Below are 23,883 nucleotides of genomic sequence, written 5' to 3' on the forward strand. Positions count from 1 at the left end.
CGTTAATGATTATCATATTGCTGTAAAAATTCGCGCGGACTACAACCATATGATGTTTTAAATCTTCTGTAAAAATTCGAATAATCAGTAAAACCACAATTGGTTGCTACTTGTTGTGGATTTTCTCCTTTTTTTAATAATCTTTGAGCATTTCGTAAACGTAAATTTAGTAAATAACGATAAGGTGGATAACCAACCAGTTTTGTGAATTGTTGTGTTATTTTGTGTCGACTTACAAAGAACTTATTTTCAAGTTGCTCTAATGAAATGTCTTCACTGTAATGCAATTCCATATAATCTAATACCTGTCTAACTAAATGATTAGATGGGTCATCACTATAATCAACAATATCTTCATTTTCAATTGCGGTCCTATTAAGTATGATTAAAAACTGAGTCAGTAAAGACTTAGCTGCTAGCGCTTTACCAAAAGCTTGATTATCTTGCTCATTAATTAAACCTTGTAACAAATAATATAATTCTCTTTTTTGAGATTCCGATAATTGCAGTAGATATTTAAACTTTGGTGAATATTTATCAAAACACATGCTCAAATCACAATTTTCTACAGAAAGTTCATTTAATATTTCAGCATCAAATCTCAAACCAATACGCTCTGCATGACCATCCATTTGTTCATCCAAACGGTGAAATTCATACGGTGGGATAATAAGCATTGAACCAACCTCTAAATTAAAAGATTGTCCTTCTATGGTATAACGCAAATTTCCAGATAATGAAAAAAATATTTCATAATGATCATGATAGTGTAATTCATTTCCAAAATGTCCATCACTTATTCTATGCCATGCGGCGTATTTACCTTCAAAAGGTAATGAAATTGTATCAAATTGATGGACAAATTCTTCTCTATTTTTCATGAACGTATCCCTCCTGCTCAAAAAACATACTTTTTTCCATGATTTACAATGTTGTTAATTTTCCCTCAAATTATAATTATATTATAACACTAAAATATAAATATTTTTGAAAGGAAGAATGAATATGACATCTACACAAATTGGCGTTCAAATGATGATGCTCAAACAAAAAGTACAAGAAGAAGGATTGTATAACGTGCTGAAGAAAGTCAGTGATTTAGGTTATAATGCGGTCGAGATTTCTCAAATCGACATGAATTCACAAAACATTGAAGAAATGCAACAAGCTATTAATGATTTCGGTATGAATATTGCAGCAATGTCCTGCGGTGTAGAGGATATATCTGCTAAACAAAAATATCCTGGAGATACTTTACAAAATGACTTCGATAAAATTGTAGCAGACTGTAAAGCTGTAAACTGTTCTATATTGAGAATAGGGATGTTACCCATTAACTATATGGGGTCTAAGGAAAGCACCTTACAATTTGCTGAAATCTGTGAAACTTATGCTAAAAGGCTTAAAGATGAAGGAATTGATTTATACTATCATGCGCATAATTTAGAATTTGTTCAATACAATGGACAGTTTATGCTTGATTTAATGAGAGACAATACTCATTATCTAGGTTTCGAGTTAGATGTACATTGGATTTGGCGGGCTGGATTAAACCCCATTGAGGTCATACCAAAATATGCGAATCGTATTCGTGCTATACATCTTAAAGATTATCGTGTAGGCGAAATAGATATGTCGCAATATCCTGGTGAAGGTCATGAAAAAATATATTATATGTTGCATATGATTACTCAATTTGCTGAATTAGGAAAAGGTACTTTACCGCTTAAAGATATTATTGAAATTGGACATGAGAGTGGAAGCGAATATTTCTTTGTTGAACAAGACGAACTATACGGCGAAGATCCATATGATTGTTTAACAATTAGCCGTAACTATTTATATGATTTAGGTTATAAATCTTGGTTTTAACATATGCTTTTAAATAAGAAATATGTGCTTATTTATCACCGGATAAGTAAGCGCTACCAAAAATGAAAAGGATGTTGATACGATGCTTAAAAATATTGAGATCTCTGGATTTTCTGATGAAATCGCTTCAGATTTTCAGACACAGTTAAAAACGGTAAATGAGCTAGGCATGAGCTATATTTCCTTACGTGGTATTAATGATAAAAATATTGGTGATTACTCAGTAGAAATGATTAAGAAAGATGTACTTCCTCGCTTAAAGCAATGGGATATTGGCGTTTCTTCCATAGGTTCACCAATCGGTAAAATTTATATAAACGATGAAGATGCATTTCAAAAACAATTGGCAACGCTCAAAACATTATGTGAAATAAGTCAATTGCTCAATTGTCAGTATATTAGAATATTTAGTTTCTACATTCCTAAAGAGGACAATTTTGATGCTTATAAAGACATTGTGGTTTCAAAATTAAAAGCATTTGCAAGAATCGCTGAGCAATACAATATTATACTGTTACATGAAAATGAAAAAGATATTTTCGGTGATATTGCTCGTCGATGTAAACTTATTCTTGATGAAGTAAACTCTCCAAATTTCAAGACGATATTTGACTTTGCGAACTTTGTCCAATGTGGGGAAAATACACAAGAGTGTTATGACTTACTTTCAGATGACATAGCGTATATCCACATTAAAGATGCAGTATATAAAGATAATTTTAATGTGCTTTGTGGTACAGGTGATGGTCAGATTGAAAGTATCTTAGTACAATTTTTTGAATCAGGTTATCAAGGTTTTTTAACACTTGAACCTCACCTTGTGGTTTTTGATGCTATTAAAGACTTAGAATTAGAACATTCAACTGAAACAATTCAAAATTCTGCTGCAAAAGATGGCGCAGAAGGATACAAAATGCAATATGAAGCACTTTTGAAAATATTATCTAATATAAATAAAAAGGAGAATACACAATGAAAAAAATCCGTTTAGGCATTATTGGTTTGGGCGCTCAAGGTAGTACGTATGCTGAATTTATTAAAGCTGGTAAAATACCACAAATTGAAATTGGTGCGATTTGTGACATCAATACTGAAAAGAAAAGTGAAGTAGAAAAACAGTATCCTAATGTACCATTTTATAATGATTATATCGCTATGCTAGAAAGTGGGGATGTTGATGCAATTGTTACAACCGTTCCTCATTATCTGCATACTGATATAGGTAAAGAAGCATTAAAACGAGATATTCACGCTTTACTTGAAAAGCCGGCTGATATTTATGCTGAAAAAGTGAAAGAAATAAGTGAATTAGCAGCATCCAAACCACACTTAACATTTGCTATATTCTTTAATCAACGCACAAATCCACTTTATCAAAAAGTAAAATCACTCATTGACGCCGGTGAAATAGGAAATATTCGTCGCACGAATTGGATTATTACTACTTGGTGGCGTCCTCAAGCTTACTATGATCAAAGTTCATGGAGAGCAACTTGGTCAGAAGAAGGTGGAGGCGTTTTAGTAAACCAAGCACCACACCAAATTGATTTATTACAGTGGCTATGTGGTATGCCAAAATCTGTATTTTCAAATATTAAATATGGCTATCAGCGTGATTTAGCAGTTGATGATGATGTTACAACCATACTAGATTATGGAAATGGTGCGACAGGTGTGTTCATTACATGTACCCATGACATCATTGGCACTGACCGTTTAGAAATCACAGGTGATAAAGGGAAATTATTAGTTGAAGATAGCAAAACAATAACTTTGACACGTTTGAAAGAATCCGAGACACAAATGAATCGAAATATGACTTGGAAAGAAGCAGCTGAAATTTTTAAAGGCAATGGTTTAGAAAATATTTATGAACAAGAAACACTTGAATTTGAAAGTGTATGGGGTGAACAGCATATGAATGTATTAGAAAATTTCGCTGCTAATATCATTGATGATACGCCTCTAATTGCACCTGGAAAAGATGGTATAAACGGCGTGAATCTAGTAAACGCGATTTATTTATCTAGTTGGACAGGTAAAGAAGTAACAGTTCCAGTAAATCCCACAGAATTTAAGAATGCATTAAATAAACAAATTCAAAATGAAGCACATTAAAAAAGTTTAAAATCGGAGCTGGTAATATGTTAAAAATTGGAATGATAGGGCTAGGTGATATTTCAGCAATACATCTAAACGCGATAGAGACAAATTCCAATGTAGAATTAGTTGCTGCATGTGATATAGATAAAGCTTTGCAAGCTAAAGTACCCAACGCTCTTTTTTTTACAGATTTTGAAGTTATGTTAGAGGAAGTGGCGCTAGATTGTGTACATATTTGCTTGCCGCATCATTTGCATGTATCTGCGACGGCTGCCTGTGTAGAAAAAGGTATACATGTATTGCAAGAAAAACCTTTATCAATCAACGCTAAAGAAGGATTAAAATTAATACAATTAGAACAAAAAAATCCAGATACTAAAATATGTGTTTGTTTTCAAAATAGATTCAATGATACATTTCAAACTTTACAACAAATAGTAAAAAGCAACAAATTTGGTGACATTATTGGTATAAAAGGAATCGTTACTTGGTTCAGACCCGAATCATATTATACTGATAAACCATGGCGCGGTAAATTAGATACTGCTGGAGGAGGCGTATTAATTAACCAAGCCATTCACACGTTGGATTTAATGCAATTACTTTGCGGTCCCGTTGATACAATTAAAGGCAATGTATCACAGTTGTTAGATTATCATATCGAGGTCGAAGATACTGCTTCTGCTCACATAAAATTTAAAAATGGAGCAAATGGTATGTTTTTTGCAACTAATGCTAATTTTGGCAATTCAAGTATTGAGCTTCAAGTCATTTTTAAAAATGAAAAATTTACAATTAAAGATAATATACTTACACGTGTCAATAAAGAAGGTTACAAAATCCATGTTATTGAGGATAAAAAGCTACCAGGTACAAAATCGTATTATGGACCAAGCCATGAGACACTCATAAATCAATTCTACGAATCAATTTATGAAAATACCCAAAATTATATACACGTCAATGACGCATTACCATCAATTGCAATCATTGATGCGATACAAAAATCTTCACAAACAAATGAGACAATTCATTTTACTAGTGTTTAACATACAAATGAAATTTTGATATATTGTGGAACATGACCACTAGCGATTAAAAGCATACTTATTCAATTTAATTAATGAACCGGATAGAAATCTTTTTATATTGATTTCTGTCCCGTTTTATTATCATTTGATTTATTGTAAATAGTAATTTTATAAACTATAATAAACATTACCAAAATAAGGAGTAATCACGATGCCTACAAATAAAATTATCTTAGATTTAGCGATTACATTGGATGGATATATAGAAGGACCGAATGGAGAAGTTGATTGGTGCATCATGGATGAAGAAATGAACTTCAGTCATTTTTTAGATCAAATTGATACCATTATATATGGTAGGAAAAGTTATGATTTATGGGGCGAATTTATCCCAAATTTAAAGGACGATCAATTTGGGGATAAAACGATGTGGGACCAAATTCATAGCAAGCATAAGTTCGTGTTTACTAACCAACATTATAACGATAAAGATCAAACAAAATTTATTAATAGTGACGATATCAGTGGGATGGTTTTTAAAATTAAAGAGCATAGCAATAAAGATATTTGGCTCTATGGTGGCTCAAATATTATCACAACTTTTATAAATCTTAACCTTATTGACGAGTATAGGCTTTCAATCCACCCAGTCATTTTAGGTTCTGGCAAACCACTTTTTGAACATATTCAAAATCGTGTAAACATAACTTTGTGTGACACACATGTTTACAAAAGTGGGGTAGTGCAAATGATTTATCAAAAACTAGAGTAAAAATAAAGGTAGAGATATTAATCTCATGTTCAAAATAAAGGACGCATCCGTAGTTAATGGATGCGTCCTTTATTTAAAATTTACGATTTCAACCGTTATTGTCATTTATATTCTTGACTATTTTAAAACGTTTTATTTAAGCAATAAATACAAATAGTTCAATAATTGCTAGAATTAAAAACACTAAAAAAACAATGCCGTAAATATTATTTTTCTTTATACTTTCTTTGCTTGCTTTTTGCTGTTTTGCTTTATTATTTATATTGGAAAAGAAAGTAATACCTGAATAAACTGCAATAAGTACTGTGACACCAAATAAAATCCATGTACCAATCATATATACAACCTCCTCTAGTAACTTAAATAAATATTTGAACATATAAAATAATTATTCCTATTATATACCTATATTAATACATTTCTGCTAATCCTCCAATGTTTAAAAATTACAATTTTGTAAATACAAGCACAATCAGATACTTCATCATACAAATAACATGAAAAATAAGTTATAATGTATTGAAAAGATATGAATAGAGGGGTTAATATAATGAATGGTCTTAGAAGTGTTACTACAGGGACAAATGATTTAAGTAAAACCAAAGAGTTATTCTCAAACATACTTGGATTAAATGTGGCAGATAAAGGACAAGCTTTACGTTTTGGTGATGCTGAATTAAATTCAGGTACACGTATACATTTTGTAGAAGTACCAAACTATATTAACAATAACAACCATATTGAAAATATCGGATTGAGGGTTCCAAGTGATGAAGGAATTGAAGAATATCAATCTATTTTAGAACAACATCAAATTTCTTTCAGTTCACCTACAGATTTAAATGGCCATAAATACTTCAATTTCCAAGATCAAAATGGTCAAACATTCAATATTTATTCCAATGAACATAATTCTGGCACACCATTAGGTATACCAACGTTCGAAAGTAATGTAAACCCATTACATCAGATTCAAGGGCTAGGACCTGTAATCTTAAAAGTTAATGATATTGTACTCACACAATCTATTTTAACTAGAGTATTTGGCCTAGAACATTTTGCAGAATATACTCCTAGTGATCATGCTGATTTTAAAATACAAGTTTTTCGTATAGGTGATGGTGGTTTAGGCGGTGAGCTACATATTCATGCATCAAACGAGGAAATTTTAATGCCTGAACATGGTATTTTAGAACAAATCGAATTCGGAATAGAATCTAAATCACAATTTCAAAAGACTATTGAAGAACTTGAATCCATAGGAATACCTTATCAAACTTTAGATCAAGAAGGCGAAAGATCATTAAGAATCACTGAAAAAAGTGGTATTACATTCATTTTAACCTTAGAAACTTCATAAATAAAAAAGAGAGGATTTTTAGAAATGTTACACGAAACTTGGAAAGATCATACACCCATTAAAAAAGTAGAAGTTACACATACAGATGCGCAAAAATTCACAGTCTCTGACATGTTAACTGTGGGACAACAATATGATGTAATAAATGAAACTGAAGAATATTATCAAATCATCGACAACTCTGGACTTGTTGGTGGCTACTTTAAAACCTACTTTAAAGAGATATAATTTACAGTATGACACATGTACTATTGAAAATGTGCATTTTAAATATTGCTTAAATTAATAAGACTAGGGCTATAATATCAAACATTATTCAAGCCCCGGTCTATTTTTAATGAAATGGATTTTTTATAACTTATTTTAAATTTAAAGGAGTAAGAAATAATGACGAACTCACAATATATTAATAAAGATGAAACAGTATTTGATGATGCAAAATCATTGATGGCATTGAATAAAAATATTCTATTAAAAGGACCAACGGGCTCAGGAAAAACAAAGCTAGCTGAGACTTTAAGCGAAACAATACAGCGACCAATGCATCAAGTCAATTGTTCAGTCGATTTAGATGCTGAAAGTTTATTAGGTTTTAAAACTATACAGACAAATGAAAACGGTACTCAAGAGATTGTATTTATTGATGGACCAGTAATCAAAGCAATGAAAGAAGGCCATATTCTTTATATCGACGAGATCAACATGGCAAAACCAGAAACATTACCAATTTTAAACGGTGTATTAGATTACCGTAGAAAATTAACAAATCCATTCACTGGCGAAGTGATTAATGCTGCTCCAGGGTTCAATGTAATCGCTGCAATAAATGAGGGATATATTGGCACATTACCGATGAACGAAGCACTAAAAAACCGTTTTATAGTCATTCAAGTCGATTATATTGATGGGGATATATTAAATGATGTAATTAAAGATCAAAGCCAATTAGCAAATGATACGACAATACAAAAAATCATTAATTTTAATGAAGATTTACGAACAATGACTAAACAAGGTCAAATATCTGAAGAAGCAGCGAGCATACGTGCTTTAATTGATTTAAGTGATTTGGCTACCGTGATGCCTATAGAACGTGCCATCAAACGTACGATTATTGATAAACTAGAAGACGAACGTGAACAACAAGCGATATTAAATGCGGTAGAATTAAATTTTTAGTGAGGGATATTTATGAGCGACCGTTTTATATTATTTAATGATGAACAGCTAGATGCAAAGCAAGTGATGATGCTACAAGATTTAGCTCGATTATTACTTAAAAATGAACAAACACAAGTTAAAATTCAAAAATTCCCATATTACGATCCAATCAATAATATGTTAATAACGAGTTCTTTTTGGTCACATAGAAAAAAAGACATTGAAACAACAGGGCTTAAAACAGATGTTATGCTCGCAGCTTATGGCTACCAATTAATGGATGAAACAGTAGTCAACGAAGTTATTCACAATGATACGTTTAAACATCCAAAATTTTTTCAACAACTGTTTAAATTACTAGAAGATAAAAGAATATTGAATGAAATTGTTAAGCAACGACCATCTACTAAAGATGCAATTCACATGCGCAATGAAGTTAGATTAAGCTATACACGTACTCAAATTAATGTATATAAAACAAAAAAGACATTTACAGATTTGCTCTTTTTATATTTGGAATCTTCATTTTTAACTGAAAACTTTTACGACGTACCTCAAATTGGTCCACAAATTGATGATATTCTGTTAAATATGTATCAATATCTACCTAATTTTTTCTATAACGATTCTTCTGAGGATAATTTGTACTTAGCTGAACGAATCATGTTTCAAATTGATGATATCTTAAATGAAGATATGCTAAACGAATATTATCATTTACCTAAAAAAGTATATGAGGCAATTCATGAACTTAATTTTGAAGATTTAAAACGAACAGATGCAAGTAATACTGATAATGCTTCAAATAATGATCATGATGAAGAGAGTGTCAGTGAAGATATAGAATCCAATCATCAAGATAGTGCTTCACAAGGTGGGGCATATTTAGAAATGGAACTTCATGAAGGTGAAAATAGTGATGTTGTTGGTGATAATGACACTGCCAGAGAAGGTGATAGTGGTGATGATATGACAGATATGCAAACAAAAAAAGGTAAAGGTTCCACTAACCAAGTTGAAAGTGATGAAGGTGGATCAATCGGCAATAATTCTGTTTTTGCATTAAAAGGCATAAATGCAAACGTAGACGTTAAATGGAACGTACCTGAAATACGACCTGAATTTCAAAATGAATATCACGATGTTGAAAACGAAGTACAATTTGAAACAAAAGATTTGATACAAATTATCAAAAAAACAATAGATAGAGAATACCAAGATGAGCGTCGAAATCTAACCAAAGGACGATTACAAAAAAATTTATTAAATTGGTTTATTGATGATCAATATAAATTATTTTATAAAAAGCAAGATTTAAGCCAAACTTTTGATGCAACATTCACATTGTTAGTGGATGCTTCGGCAAGTATGCAGGATAAAATGTCTGAAACAATCAAAGGTGTCGTTTTATTTCATGAAACGTTAAAATCATTAAATGTAAAACACGAAATTTTAGCATTTAATGAAGATGCATTTGACGCTGACGATACAAAACAACCTAATATCATTGATGAGATTATAGCTTATGATCAATCAACTATAAAACGAGAAGGACCTAGAATAATGGCCCTAGAACCTCAAGATGATAATAGAGACGGTGTGGCAATTAGAATTGGAAGTGAACGTTTAATGCGCAGAGCGCATAATCAGCGTTTTCTAATCGTATTCTCTGATGGTGAGCCATCAGCTTATAATTATAGTCAAGATGGTATTCTTGATACTTATGAAGCAGTGGAAACAGCTCGTAAATTAGGTATTGAAGTTTTCAATGTATTTTTAAGTCAAGACCCAATTACAGAAGATGTTGAAGAAACAATTCATAATATTTATGGTAACTATGCAATTTTCGTAGAAGGTGTAGAAAATCTACCAAGCCATCTTGCACCATTACTTAAAAAATTATTATTAAAATCTTTTTAGTACGTAATTTATTTATAAAATCACACATAAATTGAAATATTCAGAAATTTATATAGACGCATTCTTATAAATCGTGATAGAATAGTAAATATTATTTTATAGGCAAGAAGGAGAACGATTTATGAATAAAAATACATGGATTATAGGGTTTACACTGTTCGCTATGTTTTTCGGAGCAGGGAATCTTATATTTCCACCAAATTTAGGTTTAGATAGCGGTCAATTCTTTTGGCCTTCCATATTAGCATTTGCTTTAACAGGTATAGGACTACCATTATTAGGGGTAGTCGTTGGTGCTTTAGATAAACAAGGTTATATTGGTTCTTTGAATAAAATTTCGCCAAAATTCTCTGTTGTATTCTTAATTATCATATATTTAACAATAGGACCACTTTTTGCAATACCACGTACTGCATCAACGTCATTTGAAATGACAATTACACCAATTGCCCATACTAATAGCAGCTTAGCATTGTTTATATTTACAATTATTTACTTTTTAGTAGTTTTATATTTATGTATCAATCCAAATAAAATGGTAGATCGCATCGGTTCATTGTTAACACCTTTATTATTGATTACTATTTTAGCGATGATTATCAAAGGGTTTGTTGATTATGGTAGCAATACACATAGTCAAGCAGCTGAAGCTTTCACTTCTAATTTTGCAGGATTTTCTCAAGGATTTACTAATGGTTATTTAACGATGGATGCTATTGCTGCCATTGCTTTTTCAATGATTGTAGTTAATGCGGTTAAAGCGACTGGTGTCACGCATGCTAATAAAATTTTCAGACAAACACTATTAGCTGGTATTATTGCTGCAGTTGCACTTATGTTCATTTATATTTCTTTAGGATTTATAGGTAACCACATGGCTGTACCGCAAGAGAAAGTTGCAAGTTTAATTGCTAATGATCAAAATATTGGTACATATTTACTAACAACAATGGCAAGCACTGGATTTGGTGCTTTTGGGAAGTACTTGCTAGGTATTATCGTAGCACTTGCTTGTTTAACAACTGCTTGTGGATTGATTGTATCTGTTTCAGAGTATTTTAATAGAATATTCCCGAGAATTTCATACAAAACTTACGTTATCATCTTCACATTAGTGAGTTTTATTTTAGCAAACCAAGGATTAAATTCAGTGATTACGATGTCAGTTCCAGTTTTAAGTATTGTATATCCAGTAGCTATCACTTCAGTACTACTAATATTAATTGCACGTTTTGTTCCAACAAAACCAATTGCACAGCAAATTCCTGTAGCGGTAGTTTCCATTGTTTCGATCCTTAGTGTGGTGCATACTCAAGGGTGGATTAAATTAGGCCTTATTGATAACTTACCATTGAAAGATTATTCATTAGAGTGGTTCCCAATTGCAGTTATTACTACAATTATTGGTTATATTGTAGCGCCATTGTTTAAAAAACAAGAAACTATCGTTTACGAAAAAGAATAATATAATCAAACAGCTAGGGTATAGTTATCCTCCATTAATAAATAAACGTCAATTTCTATATTATTTTAATAGAAATTGACGTTTGCTGTATATTGGGATAGATTCATCATACGAAACTTGGCATATTACTGATGAGAAAAATGATTTCTTGATTACAATTTAAGACAATGGTATAACATACAAAACAAAATCTTCTATTCAAGAAAAAAGCCTGTGAATGAATGCATTCCATGATTCATTCACAGGCTTTTTTATAAACTTATATTTTAAATTTTTTTATTTTTCCTGTTTCATACTTAATAATTGATTCTTCATTTCTGTTTCTAATTGGTTTAATTCAGTTTCTGCTTGTCTACGTTTATTTCGACCTTGTTCTTGAATTTGGAGCGTTTGTTCAATCGTATCAATAATATCTTGTTGTGTTGTTTTTAAGGTCTCAATATCAACGACACCACGTTCATTTTCAGTAGCTGTAGCAACTGCATTTTGTTTTAATAGTTCTGAATTCTTGAGTAACAAATTATTTGTTGTATCTGTTACTGCTTTCTGTGCAGAAACTGCATTGCGTTGTCTCATTAACGTCAAAGCAATTGACATTTGATTTTTCCATAAAGGAATGCTCGTTAAAATGGAACTTTGAATCTTTTCTGCTAAGGCATGGTTTACATTTTGAATCATTCGAATTTGAGGTGCTGTTTGTATAGCAATTTGTCTGGATAGTTGTAAGTCATAAATACGTTTATCTAATCTATCTATAAACTGTTCCATATCTGATACAGCTTGAACATCCATTTGATTACCTGTAGATTCAGCTTGTGCGTTTAATTTAGGCACATCTTCCTGTTGGAGTACTTGTTGCTTTCTTTTAGCAGCTTCAATATACAGTGTTAATTCATCAAAATACGCTTTGTTTAAATTATACAATTCATCTAGCATTCCTATATCTTTATTTAAATTATTTTTATGTTTGTCTAATTCAATAGAAATACGATCAATTTGAGAACCGACAGATTGCATTTTTGAAAAAATTTCATTTACTGATGCTTTTGTTCTTCTGAAAATACGTTTTAATTTCGATTGATTTTCTGGGTTTAACTCATCTGGGTTTACTGATTTAAGTTTGCTCATCAATCCATTTAAGGATTCCCCAACAGGGCCAACATCTGTAGTTTTTACCTCATTAAGAATACGGTGTGAGAATTGAGACATATCAGATTGTGCAGTAGTACCATAATTTAATAAGCTATCATTATCCATTGGTTTTATTTGTTTACTCAATTCATTAATTTTCTGTTGATCTTCTTGAGTAAATTGTTTTGTGCTGTTGATAATTTCCGATTCATTTGCTGATTGTTCATCAATATATTTATCCAATGGATGCGAATTTAAAAAGTCTTGTTCTCTTACCATTTAATTTCACTCCATTTCTTCATGTAATTTACTTATGCCTTTTTTGTTCAATTTTATTTAATTCCATTTCTATATCCAATTGACTATAGTCTTCTTCATTAATTCTCTTTAAGTCCGCTACTAAAGTTCGTTTAACTTCATCTAATGTGATACGAGTTTGTGCTAACTTTTGCTTTTCTTCTTCAGATTTTTTTGGAGATTTTGCTAATCTCGTATAAGATTCAATGAGATTCAATGCATTATCAATATGAGAGTAGAAAAAACTTTCTACTTTAAAAAACATTCTGGGTTGTTGTTTAACAGCAAAGTAAATAGCTCGAGATAATCTATATATTTCATTTACTTGTCTAAAATCTTTGATTGATCTCACATTAACAAAAGATTTTAAAATTCTTCTTATCTTGTCTTGAGCATTATTTAATTGACTATTTACAAAATGATAATCTCTTCGTGTTAAGCCAATTTCATTTAAATATTTTCTAGAAGTTAAACGCTGAGTAGGGAAGTAGAATGCTATAAACGCTACTGCAGAAATAAGAAAATCAAAAATAAAATTTAATTCTAATGCAAATATACTAGAAATCCACGCGATAACTGCTATTGGAAAAGCAATAATGGTCCCATAAATTCGCGAAATATTATATCTCAAACTTCATCTTCCTTTATAATGTACTAAAATTTTTCCATGATGGGTTCGTTTCTATTTCTTCAATTTCATAATCTTCAACTTGAGAAGCAGGTGAAGCACCCTCAATGATAGCGTTAATAAATGAAGTTAGTGATGCCTCATCACTTTGGGCATAAATCTCTACATAATCAGATATATTTTGAACAGTACCCACAACATTATATTTTCTTGCTATCTTCTCAGTATAATAGCGAAAACCAACGCCTTGCACTATACCGAATACTTTAATATGTTTGCATTGCATATAATCACCTCTTATTATCATTATACGAAATTTTGTCATACAAAACTAATATTTTTGTCTGAACAACAATTGTCTATCCGTCAAAAGTATGAAACAGATAACTTGATTTTGTGTATGATACAGTTAAAATATTACACATAGCTATTTAGCAATATCATTTGAGTATCGATGAATAAATGTATTCTTTTAATACATTACATACATATAGCTAATATTTGCAAATAAATCAAAATGAACGTAATAAATCAAACTTAATATAATGTTAATAATGAACGAAAAATGTATTTGACGAAGTTAAAATATGAAGTTGAAAGTGAAAGGGTGTAATTTACATGTGGACAGTTGCAAAAATTCGAGCTGATTATGAAGGCTGGTGGTTATTTAGTGACTGGACTGATCATATCGTAGAACAATATCATTTTGAAAACTATGAGAAAATGCTAAATTACTATCAATCAATCATTGAAAATAGTAAAAGACATTATGATAATTTCCTAGTTGGTAAATATAATATTCATGCATTTTATAATAATTGTGAATTAGGATTTTGTGAAGATTGTGATGAAGATTTACAGATTTTTTATAGTTATATTGTTTTAAATAATAATGAAGTTTATTATAAATTACCGATTGTTTAATAAATTGTTTTTTCATAATTGCATTGCATTTTCAGCTATTATGGCTTATAATATGAGTCAAGCAATTGTTTTATTCCATATTGCAAAGAATATTGTAAGACAGATTTACACTGTGAAATTGTATTTTTTGTAATATGCGAATAATGCATATTGAATGAATATTAGTCTTGGAGGTTTCACATTTATGAAACAAGGTACAGTAAAATGGTTTAACGCTGAAAAAGGATTTGGTTTTATCGAAGTAGAAGGAGAAAACGATGTATTCGTACACTTCTCAGCGATTAACCAAGAAGGTTACAAATCATTAGAAGAAGGTCAATCAGTTGAATTTGAAGTAGTTGAAGGCGACCGCGGTCCTCAAGCTGCGAACGTTGTAAAACTATAATATAGATTGCAATATTGACTATAAAAAGAACCTTGTTAAAGGTTCTTTTTTAATATACAAATTAATAAATTGTAACTTAAAAAGCTCTTTTTAAAGTGAATACTCGTAAATCGAGTACTTTAAAAAGAGCTTTTAAATATGTTTGGTTCTTTAAAATACTAACAAGTTATTTTGTATCATTTATGATTAATTGTCGCAATGATTGTCGTTTTATAACTTCTCTCGCTTTACTATCTTTTAAAAAGAATACTGATGGTTTTTGCATTTGGTTATAATTAGAAGCCATGGAATAATGATAGGCACCAGTTGATAATACTGCTAGATAGTCACCACGCTTAACTGTACTAGGTAACTTAGCATCTTTAATTATAATATCTCCAGACTCACAAAGTTTACCAGCAATTGTTACAGTTTCATCTTTAGGCTCATTTCTATTAACTAACAATGCTTCATACTGTGCGTCATATAACGCAGTACGGATATGATCACTCATACCACCATCTACCGATACATATTTGTTAACATTGGGAATCTCTTTGATTGTGCCAACTTCATATAATGTTATACCAGCTTCTCCAACAATGGATCTCCCAGGCTCTATTCCAATTTCAGGAAGAGGATAGTCAAATTCAGTTGAAAATTGTTTAATTGCATCAGTGATTTCAGTAATACCTGTTTCGATAGGGAAACTAACATCACCTTCAACATATTTAATACTGAAGCCACCACCCAAGTTAATCAGATCAACATTTATAGCATTTTCTTTTAACCATTGAATTATTATTTTTGCAGTTTCAATCATTGCTTCTGTGCCTTCAATTTGTGATCCTACATGGAAGTGAACGCCTTTTAATTTTAAATGTTTAGTGTTTTTTACTTTTTCAACCGCTTGTATTGCCAACCCATGTTTAATTGACAGACCAAATTTACTATCTTCCTGACCAGTTTGAATAAATTCATGAGTATGTGCTTCTACACCAGGGTTTAAACGTAATACGACATTAACCGTTTCACTCGCATACTTATCGATGAGTTCTATTTCTTCTAAAGCATCAATAACGATGTAACCAACTTTACTTTCTAATGCATACTGTATCTCATGTTTTGTCTTGTTGTTACCATGAAAATGTATATGCTGTGGATCAAAACCTGCCTCCAATGCTGTATACAGTTCTCCTTCAGATACTACATCAAGTTCAAGACCTTCTTCTTGTACTAATTTCACCATTTGTAGACAGGTAAATGCTTTAGAAGCATATGAAATGTTATAGTTCAATCCACTTTTCTGAAAAGCAGAGTGAAATCGTTGCATTTGTGTTCTGATTTGATCTTCGTCATAAACAATCGTAGGGGTACCGAAACTTTGTGCTATTGTTTTAAGACTTGTACCTCCCATTGTTAACTCGCCACGATCATTATATTCTACTACCATAATTTATCTATACTCCTTTATTAGTGAGTCATGATTCATTGCACTTAATTGTTCAGAATTCGCGCCAACACCTTTAAATGTAAACTCATCAACACGAATATCATTATTATATAATATTACTTCGTCTTGTGCATGCACCTTATGATCAACTTCAACAAACATATGACTCATCATCAACGCACGAATAGGGTAACGCTTGCCATTGATAAGTGCCTCATGTTTTGCTCTTGACTTAAGAATACCATCTCCATAGCCAATATCAACTACTGCTAATTTTGTATGATCATGTTTAACTTCAAATGCAAAACTATAGCCACAATAATCTCCTTCATTTACTTCACGAATTTGGATGACATTACCTTTTACAGTCAATGATTGTTCAATCGCATTTACATCAATTGTTTGATAAGGTCTAGAGCCATAAAGCGCAATACCGACTCGCGCATGTGTATGGTTTTCAAGCACACCGTTTTCTCTATAATAGCTTGCACTGTTTTGTGCATGTATCATATCAAAGTGATAACCTTCGTCTATTAATGTACTAACAATATCTAACCAAGCCTTACGCTCTACGTTATATTCAGATACATCAAATTCATCAGCATATCCAAAGTGGGTCCATAAACCAGCGATATGCATTTTATTTTTATTTGCATTTTTCATATGATGATGTATCAATTCTCTTATTTCATCAATGCTTTTCAAACCTGAACGATGAAGTAAATTTTCAAATTCTAAATGCACTTGAATACCTTGTAAATCATCAACATGTTCATAATAGAAGTTTAATGAGGACAGGGTCATTTGAATCTGATAATCTCGCACTTTATCAAATTCATATACCGCATTCATTAAGAAAATTGTTGCATTAGGGGCTAATTGTCTAATGCGAACTGCTTCTCTTAAGGATGTCGTACTAAAGGTATTAATACCTGCTTTTAAAAATTGCTGTACAGCAAATTCCAATCCATAATGATAAGCATTATTTTTAACTACTGCCATAATTTGATTATTTTGGATTACTTTAAGCGCATTATTATAAAATCGTTGAGCATCCACAGACCATATTGCTGTCATTGTGTTTCCACCTCACTATAAGATTTTAAAATCGCTTCATAATAATCTACAATTTTAATTAACATATGTTCATTAAAATTTAAATGGGCAGTATGCAAACCTGTTACAAAACCATTTGACTCATCTCGTACACCGACAAAAATAAAATAACTAGGTGCAAGTTGACTATAAAAGCTAAAATCTTCGCCAAATAAATACGGTGTAGGCTTGTCTACTATTGTTAAGTTGGCAATGTTCAGACCATTTTCAACATGTTTACGTAATTCAGGTGAATTATATGTTGGTGGATAGCCTTCTTCAAACTTCACTTCACAATCAACATCAAACAATAATTTTACACTTTCAGCAATTTTGTTCATTTGCTGTTTAACAGTTTCCAAATCATAGACATCATAAGTTCTAATTGTTCCTTCTAAATAACCATTGCTAGGAACTGTATTTATGGCTTCTCCAGCTTCAAAATGACCCATATGTACAATATTTCTCTTTAACCCATTTAAATGGAATTGTTGTATCTGACCAACTTGACTTAAAACATGTTGTAGCGCTTCTCCAGCAGAATGTCCTTGCTCTTTGTCCGCAACATGACTTGATAGACCAGTTAAATAAAAACGATATTCTGTGGCACTTGCTGTAATTTCCTCGTCACGAATCACAACTCGACCTTCATCTTCAAAAGGCATTACGTGAATACCAAATATAGCTTCGATAGGGTATTTATCAAAAGCCCCTGCACGGATTAAACGATTTGCGCCACCTCCAGTTTCTTCAGCTGGCTGAAAGATAAATACAATATTTTGAGGTAGTGTACCTTGATCTGCCATAGATTTACATCGTTTAACAAATAGCATTAATGCAGTTGTATGTCCATCATGCCCACATGCGTGCATAACATTATCAGTTTTACTACGATACGGGATGTCATTCTCTTCATAAATAGGTAAGGCATCTATGTCCGCGCGGTAAGCAATCGTATGATTACCATTACCAGGAAGATAGGCAATCAAACCTGTTTCCAGTGGCCGGTGATATTCGATATTAAGATCATCTAAAAATGCTGCAATATATTTAGTGGTTTCAAATTCATGGAGGCTTAATTCTGGATGTTGATGTAAGTGACGTCTATGGGTTGTAACAAATTCTAACTCATTCATTAAAATCAAATCCTTTTAGTTATTGTAATATGTATAGGTATAAATTAATGCTCAATTAAGAAAATTTATGTATAAAAAGGAGGTTAGACGATTTGCATAGTTGCATATTAATATATACATTAAAATAAATGTATTTATCAATGATTGCATGTTATGTCGTCTAAAACCTCCTATAAATATTAAAATTTCAGTTTTTATTAATTAATCATTTAATTTTCTTAGTGCTGAAACGATTTCTCTTTTTGAATCTTCAACTTCACTTGTTTGCTTAATTACTTTTGCTGGTGTTCCAGCAACTACAGATCCAGCAGGGACATCTTGCGTAACGATTGCACCAGCTGCAACAATAGAACCTTCACCAACACGAATACCTTCAAGAATCACTGCATTTGCACCAATGAGTACATCATCTTCAATGACTACTGGTGATGCGCTAGGCGGTTCAATCACACCAGCTAATACTGCACCAGCTCCAACATGGACGTTTTTACCCGTAGTAGCACGACCGCCAAGTGTTGCGTTCATGTCTACCATTGTTCCTTCACCAACTACAGCACCGATATTGATAGTAGCACCCATCATAATCACTGCGCCATCTTCAATCGTAGCTTGTTCACGAATAAATGCACCAGGTTCTATACGTGCATTCGTATTGGTTAAGTCTTTTAATGGAATTGCTGAATTACGACGGTCCATCTCAACTTCTAATTCATCAATCACTGATTGATTATTTTCATAAAATTGCTTCCAATCATCCGCTTCACAAAAGATTACTTTAGAATCAGAACCACCAAACACTTTAAAGCTGTCAGGGAACGTTACATCGTCAAACTGTCCATTCACATAAACTTTAAGTGGTGTAGATTTCTTTGCATCACTTATATATTGAATAATTTCTTCTGCCGTTAAATGTTGTACCATAATTTAATTCGCTCCTTAAAAGTTATAAATTATCAAATGTATAAAATGCATTTGATTTATTAATTAATTTTTCTGCTGCACCAATCGCTCCATTAGCAAAAATATCTTTTGATTGAGCGCGATGGGTGATTTCTATTGTTTCATCAGTACCTGCAAATAAAACATCATGTTCTCCAACTATCGTACCACCACGTATTGAGTGAATACCAATTTCATCTTGGGAACGCTTTTCATTTATTTCATGTCTGTCGTAAACTGGTGTTGTCTTTTCACGTAAAGACTCAATTACATCATAAAGTTTTACTAATGTACCACTAGGTGCGTCCACTTTTTTATTATGATGTGCTTCTGTAAGTTCAATGTCAAAATCTTGAAGTAGGGGAACAGCAGCTTCCAAAATTTTAGTTAATGCGTGAACCCCATAACTCATATTTGCACTGAAAAATACTGGCATTTCATTACTTAATTCTTTTAATTTTGCAATAATTTTTTCTTTTTCTCCAGTTGTTGCGATAACTAATGGCAAATTAAATTCATCGTCTAACAAAGGCAACAATAACTCTGGATTTGAAAAATCAATTGCGACATCAGCATCTTTAACGTCTGAAATACGTTGGTACGTTGGATAAGGGTATGATTTTGAGGAATTAGGTACAATCACACCTTCAATTTGATGTCCTTTTTCTTCAGCTAATCTTGCTACCCGTTGATTCATGGCTCCATAGCCTATTAAAACAATCTTCATGTATTGTCACCTGCTTTAAATTGTTCGTATGCTTGCTCTAATGTTTGACGTTCTGCATCTTGAAGCGTCACCAGTGGAAGGCGTACTTCATAATTACCGAACCCTTCAACCGCTGTTAATGCTTTGATTGGAATAGGATTGACATCAACAGCTAATGCATCTAATAGTGTTTGAATTGGTTGAAATTGTGAATTGATATCTTTTCCACTTTGTTTTGCTTCGAATAAAGACTGGAACGCATTAGGAATTACATTTGCTGCAACAGAAATGACACCGTGGCCACCTTTTTCAAAATAATCAACCACATTATCATCATTACCGCTGTACAAAGCAAAGTTATTTAAATCTAAACGTTTTTTTAATTCGTCCATATATTCAAAATCATTAGTAGCATCTTTTATCGCTACAATATATTCATTATCACTTAATGTTTCAACTGTTTCTGGATTAATAGTCATGTTCGTACGTGAAGGTACATTATACAAAATGACAGGTAATTTTACTGCGTTAGCTATAGTTGTAAAATGTTCAATCAATCCACGTTGATTTGTTTTATTATAGTAGGGCGTAATTAACATAATACCATCTGCGCCAATTTCTCTCGCACGTACTGAAGCTTGGATAGATTTTTGAGTATTATTTGTACCCGTTCCAGCAATAACTGGTACTTTACCATCTACATAATTAACAACTGTCTCCAACACTTGATCTTTTTCTTCATCTGTTAAAGTAGGATTTTCGGCTGTTGTACCATTAACCACAATACATTTCGCATTATTTTCTAATAAATATTTTACATGTCTTCTAAGCGCATTTAAATCAACTTCATTGTGTGTAAATGGTGTTGTTAGAGCAACACCTACACCTTCAAAAATATGTCCCATTTTATTTTACTCCTTTCAAACTCATTACTTGCTCTAGAACTTGTACTGCATTTAAAGCCGCACCTTTTAGTAAATTGTCTGAAGTACACCAAACATGGAAAGTATTATCTAATGAATCATCTCGACGAATTCTACCAACAAAAATTTCATCTTTGCCAGTAGCGTTAACCGCCAATGGATATTCATTTTGTTCTGGATTATCAATCAGTACAACGCGTTGATCATTGTCAAAGAGTTGCTGAATTTCTTGGACTGAACTTTCACTTTCAAGCGTAACGCTCATATGCACACTGTGACTATCTTGAACAGGCACACGTACACAAGTTGCTGTTACTTTTAAATCATCATCTTTTAAAATTTTTCTAGTCTCATCAATCATTTTTTGCTCTTCTTTTGTATACCCATTTTCTAAAAAACTATCAATATGTGGCAACACGTTATTATAGATAGGGTGAGGGTATGCTTCCGGGTCTTTACCATTCGCACCTTCAGATAAGTCTTGTCTACCTTTTACACCAGAACCTGAAACTGCTTGATATGTTGTATAAGCTACACGCTCTAAGCCAAATGCTTCTTGTAATACTTTTAAAGGTACAACCGATTGAATAGTAGAGCAATTTGGATTAGCGATAATTTTTCTGTTTAAAACAGGTTCATTAACTTCAGGTACAATTAAATCAATGTCATCTGCCATTCTCCATTGACTAGAATTATCAATAACAATGGCACCAGCTTGTTCAAAAATAGGGGAGAAGTGGGCACTTGTACTTCCACCGGCACTCATTAAAACATAATCATAATGTTCACTTGCAGCCTCTTCAGTTAATTCTTTAACAGTATACGTTTTGCCTTGGAATTCAATTTCTTCTCCTGCTGAACGCGCTGAAGAAAACAATACTAATTCATCAAACGGTACATTTTTACGATCTAATGTTTCTAACATTTTTCTTCCTACTAAACCAGTTGCGCCTGCTATTGCTAATTTTGTCATAGAATATACACTCCATTTTCATTTTTATAAGTTTTTAAAAATTAATTATATTTAGAAAATTCAGATATCAAAAGTTTGATATAAGGCATGAACTGCACGTTCACCATTTTCGGAATCTATTACACATGAAATACTAATTTCTGATGTGGTGGTTTGATAAAAAGCAATATCATTTTCAATCAATGTAATAAATGCTTTTGAAGCAACACCAGACATATCTCGCATACCAGAACCAATTAATGAAAGTTTAACGTATCCTTCATTAATCTTGAAGTCTAATGCATTAAACCTTTCTTTTAACACATCTAAGATGTTTGTTATTTGAACAGCATCTGTATCTTTTATCGTAAAAGACATTTGTAAACCTTCCAAATTAATGATTTGAGAAATCATATCCACATTGACTGATCCATCTTCTAAATGATTGAATAAATCCGTCAATAATCTATTGTCCGGTAGGGGATAACTAATTGTAACGTGTAACATGTGTGTATCTAATGCTACACCAGTAACTGCTTTTTTTTCTAATAATTCTGCTTGTGACATAATCCATGTTCCTTTCACATTTGATAAAGTTCTTCCTAAATACAGTGGGATGTTATAATTATTTGCTAACTCCACACTTCTAGTTTCAAGTACACCTGCACCTAAAGCACTCATCTCCATCATTTCCTCATAAGATACATATGCTAATCGTTTCGCATCTTTGTAAACTCTTGGATCTGTCGCATATACACCATCTACATCAGTATATATCTCACAAGTCGTTTGATTACTTGCAGCTAAAGCTACAGCAGTCGTGTCTGAGCCTCCACGACCTAAGGTAGTTATTTCTAATTCATCATTAATACCTTGAAACCCTGCTATCACTAGTACATCATTGTTTTCAAAAGCTTGTTCAAATGTACTAGGATTGATTTCAGCAATTTTACTTTTCAAATGATGCCCAACCGTTTTAATTCCTGCTTGATATCCAGTCATCGCTTTTGCGTTTACACCGATATCATTTAATACCATCGACAAATAGGAAACGGTCTGTTGTTCACCGGTTGTTAATAGCAAGGCCAATTCTTGATCTTTAGGTGTCGTAGTAAGCGTTGAAACATTAGCCATAAGCTCATCTGTTGTTTTTCCCATTGCACTAACGACAACGATAAGTTGTTCGCCTTGATCAACTCTTGTTTTTAACATGCCTGCTATATTTTTAATTTTAGTAAAATCACTTACGGAAGAACCTCCAAATTTCAAAACACTTCTTTCCAATTCCATATCCTCCTCATTTGATAGGGGAGAATCACAGTGATATAAAAAAAGAACAAGTCCGGAATGCGAACCTGTTCTATAATTTATATACAAGTGATGCACTCCATTATTTTAAAATAATGACAGACTCTTAGCTCTTAACCATAAAGTCCAACTTGTTATAAGCTGCTATTATAACTGTTTCGGCATCTCACCCTTTCAAAATTAGCTGCTAGCAGACAGGTTCTTCTAAAATTTACTAATGATTGATGCGCCTCATCAAAACTTATTTAATTTTGTTTATGAATCATATTATACATATGCTTATATGTACTGTAAACCGCTTTTACAAAGTTTTTTAAATTTACTGAAAAATTAAACTGTTTTA

25 protein-coding genes and 1 riboswitch are annotated in these 23,883 nt (G+C 32.0%); of the genes, 12 read left to right on the plus strand and 13 right to left on the minus strand.

Annotated features, from left to right (window positions below):
- Positions 1 to 2: 2 nt before the first annotated feature.
- On the minus strand, positions 3 to 881 hold the full coding sequence (locus KA926_RS11470) for an AraC family transcriptional regulator (protein ID WP_210144412.1): 879 nt from the start codon (positions 879 to 881) through the stop codon (positions 3 to 5).
- Positions 882 to 1,005: 124 nt separating this feature from the next.
- On the opposite strand from KA926_RS11470, the gene KA926_RS11475 reads away from it, so the two are divergent.
- The 5 genes from KA926_RS11475 to KA926_RS11495 all read left to right on the plus strand — a co-directional run bounded on the left by KA926_RS11475 (position 1,006) and on the right by KA926_RS11495 (position 5,778).
- Positions 1,006 to 1,872: a sugar phosphate isomerase/epimerase family protein gene (locus tag KA926_RS11475; protein ID WP_210144414.1), complete on the plus strand. Its 867-nt coding sequence runs from the start codon at positions 1,006 to 1,008 to the stop codon at positions 1,870 to 1,872.
- A gap of 82 nt (positions 1,873 to 1,954) precedes the next feature.
- On the plus strand, positions 1,955 to 2,848 hold the full coding sequence (locus KA926_RS11480; RefSeq protein ID WP_210144416.1) for a sugar phosphate isomerase/epimerase family protein: 894 nt from the start codon (positions 1,955 to 1,957) through the stop codon (positions 2,846 to 2,848).
- Positions 2,845 to 3,990 carry a Gfo/Idh/MocA family protein gene (locus tag KA926_RS11485; protein ID WP_210144418.1) on the plus strand — a complete coding sequence of 382 codons (1,146 nt, stop codon included), beginning with the start codon at positions 2,845 to 2,847 and terminating at the stop codon, positions 3,988 to 3,990. The genes KA926_RS11480 and KA926_RS11485 overlap by 4 nt, the downstream gene beginning before the upstream one ends.
- Before the next feature lie 26 nt (positions 3,991 to 4,016).
- Positions 4,017 to 5,024, plus strand: coding sequence for a Gfo/Idh/MocA family protein (locus tag KA926_RS11490; RefSeq protein ID WP_210144420.1), 1,008 nt, complete (start codon positions 4,017 to 4,019; stop codon positions 5,022 to 5,024).
- Between the two features lie 193 nt (positions 5,025 to 5,217).
- Positions 5,218 to 5,778 (plus strand): dihydrofolate reductase family protein, encoded by a 561-nt coding sequence (locus KA926_RS11495; protein WP_210144422.1) that lies wholly within the window; start codon positions 5,218 to 5,220, stop codon positions 5,776 to 5,778.
- 136 nt (positions 5,779 to 5,914) lie between these two features.
- On the opposite strand, the gene KA926_RS11500 is transcribed toward KA926_RS11495, so the two are convergent.
- Entirely contained in the window at positions 5,915 to 6,115 is a 201-nt protein-coding gene (locus tag KA926_RS11500; RefSeq protein ID WP_019468795.1) for a hypothetical protein, read from the minus strand.
- 213 nt (positions 6,116 to 6,328) lie between these two features.
- On the opposite strand from KA926_RS11500, the gene KA926_RS11505 reads away from it, so the two are divergent.
- The 5 genes from KA926_RS11505 to brnQ3 all read left to right on the plus strand — a co-directional run bounded on the left by KA926_RS11505 (position 6,329) and on the right by brnQ3 (position 11,684).
- The gene (locus tag KA926_RS11505; protein ID WP_210144424.1) at positions 6,329 to 7,138 is read left to right on the plus strand and encodes a VOC family protein; all 810 of its coding nucleotides are present in this window, start codon (positions 6,329 to 6,331) and stop codon (positions 7,136 to 7,138) included.
- Positions 7,139 to 7,162: 24 nt separating this feature from the next.
- Complete coding sequence (locus KA926_RS11510) at positions 7,163 to 7,366, plus strand: DUF6501 family protein (protein WP_107383923.1); 204 nt, start codon at positions 7,163 to 7,165, stop codon at positions 7,364 to 7,366.
- Positions 7,367 to 7,525: 159 nt separating this feature from the next.
- Complete coding sequence (locus KA926_RS11515; RefSeq protein ID WP_210144426.1) at positions 7,526 to 8,317, plus strand: ATP-binding protein; 792 nt, start codon at positions 7,526 to 7,528, stop codon at positions 8,315 to 8,317.
- A gap of 12 nt (positions 8,318 to 8,329) precedes the next feature.
- Positions 8,330 to 10,219, plus strand: coding sequence for a vWA domain-containing protein (locus KA926_RS11520; protein ID WP_210144428.1), 1,890 nt, complete (start codon positions 8,330 to 8,332; stop codon positions 10,217 to 10,219).
- 121 nt (positions 10,220 to 10,340) lie between these two features.
- A complete protein-coding gene (gene brnQ3 / locus KA926_RS11525) occupies positions 10,341 to 11,684 on the plus strand; it encodes a branched-chain amino acid-like transporter carrier protein BrnQ3 (protein WP_107383926.1) in 1,344 nt (447 codons plus the stop codon).
- A gap of 276 nt (positions 11,685 to 11,960) precedes the next feature.
- Here brnQ3 and KA926_RS11530 read toward each other — a convergent pair whose 3' ends face one another.
- From KA926_RS11530 to KA926_RS11540, 3 genes are read right to left on the minus strand one after another with little or no spacing between them, the layout of a single operon-like run.
- Positions 11,961 to 13,094 (minus strand): toxic anion resistance protein, encoded by a 1,134-nt coding sequence (locus tag KA926_RS11530; RefSeq protein WP_210144430.1) that lies wholly within the window; start codon positions 13,092 to 13,094, stop codon positions 11,961 to 11,963.
- A gap of 28 nt (positions 13,095 to 13,122) precedes the next feature.
- Positions 13,123 to 13,743, minus strand: coding sequence for a 5-bromo-4-chloroindolyl phosphate hydrolysis family protein (locus KA926_RS11535; protein ID WP_107383928.1), 621 nt, complete (start codon positions 13,741 to 13,743; stop codon positions 13,123 to 13,125).
- Between the two features lie 13 nt (positions 13,744 to 13,756).
- Entirely contained in the window at positions 13,757 to 14,026 is a 270-nt protein-coding gene (locus tag KA926_RS11540) for an acylphosphatase (RefSeq protein WP_210144432.1), read from the minus strand.
- 332 nt (positions 14,027 to 14,358) lie between these two features.
- On the opposite strand from KA926_RS11540, the gene msaA reads away from it, so the two are divergent.
- Both msaA and cspA read left to right on the plus strand, forming a co-directional pair.
- Positions 14,359 to 14,664 carry a regulatory protein MsaA gene (msaA, locus tag KA926_RS11545; RefSeq protein WP_064208967.1) on the plus strand — a complete coding sequence of 102 codons (306 nt, stop codon included), beginning with the start codon at positions 14,359 to 14,361 and terminating at the stop codon, positions 14,662 to 14,664.
- Between the two features lie 184 nt (positions 14,665 to 14,848).
- A complete protein-coding gene (gene cspA / locus KA926_RS11550; protein WP_001831260.1) occupies positions 14,849 to 15,049 on the plus strand; it encodes a cold shock protein CspA in 201 nt (66 codons plus the stop codon).
- A gap of 166 nt (positions 15,050 to 15,215) precedes the next feature.
- Here the strand turns inward: cspA and lysA are convergent, their stop codons facing one another.
- From lysA to KA926_RS11590, 8 genes are all read right to left on the minus strand, one after another.
- A complete protein-coding gene (lysA, locus tag KA926_RS11555; RefSeq protein WP_210144434.1) occupies positions 15,216 to 16,481 on the minus strand; it encodes a diaminopimelate decarboxylase in 1,266 nt (421 codons plus the stop codon).
- 3 nt (positions 16,482 to 16,484) lie between these two features.
- Positions 16,485 to 17,558: an alanine racemase gene (locus KA926_RS11560; protein ID WP_210144436.1), complete on the minus strand. Its 1,074-nt coding sequence runs from the start codon at positions 17,556 to 17,558 to the stop codon at positions 16,485 to 16,487.
- Complete coding sequence (locus tag KA926_RS11565; protein WP_107383932.1) at positions 17,555 to 18,712, minus strand: amidohydrolase; 1,158 nt, start codon at positions 18,710 to 18,712, stop codon at positions 17,555 to 17,557. The genes KA926_RS11560 and KA926_RS11565 overlap by 4 nt, the downstream gene beginning before the upstream one ends.
- A gap of 201 nt (positions 18,713 to 18,913) precedes the next feature.
- Entirely contained in the window at positions 18,914 to 19,633 is a 720-nt protein-coding gene (gene dapD / locus KA926_RS11570; RefSeq protein ID WP_210144438.1) for a 2,3,4,5-tetrahydropyridine-2,6-dicarboxylate N-acetyltransferase, read from the minus strand.
- Between the two features lie 22 nt (positions 19,634 to 19,655).
- Positions 19,656 to 20,378 carry a 4-hydroxy-tetrahydrodipicolinate reductase gene (dapB, locus tag KA926_RS11575; protein WP_210144440.1) on the minus strand — a complete coding sequence of 241 codons (723 nt, stop codon included), beginning with the start codon at positions 20,376 to 20,378 and terminating at the stop codon, positions 19,656 to 19,658.
- Positions 20,375 to 21,262, minus strand: a complete 888-nt coding sequence (gene dapA, locus KA926_RS11580; protein ID WP_210144442.1) for a 4-hydroxy-tetrahydrodipicolinate synthase — start codon at positions 21,260 to 21,262, stop codon at positions 20,375 to 20,377. Before dapA ends, dapB begins: the two co-directional genes overlap by 4 nt.
- Before the next feature lies 1 nt (position 21,263).
- The gene (locus KA926_RS11585) at positions 21,264 to 22,253 is read right to left on the minus strand and encodes an aspartate-semialdehyde dehydrogenase (RefSeq protein ID WP_210144444.1); all 990 of its coding nucleotides are present in this window, start codon (positions 22,251 to 22,253) and stop codon (positions 21,264 to 21,266) included.
- Between the two features lie 60 nt (positions 22,254 to 22,313).
- Positions 22,314 to 23,522, minus strand: coding sequence for an aspartate kinase (locus KA926_RS11590; protein WP_210144446.1), 1,209 nt, complete (start codon positions 23,520 to 23,522; stop codon positions 22,314 to 22,316).
- An 82-nt stretch (positions 23,523 to 23,604) separates the two neighbouring features.
- A riboswitch (Lysine riboswitch) is annotated at positions 23,605 to 23,783 on the minus strand.
- Positions 23,784 to 23,883: the final 100 nt, after the last annotated feature.

The organism is Staphylococcus sp. GDY8P94P (assembly GCF_017892255.1).
GTDB classification, from domain to species: Bacteria; Bacillota; Bacilli; order Staphylococcales; family Staphylococcaceae; genus Staphylococcus; species Staphylococcus cohnii.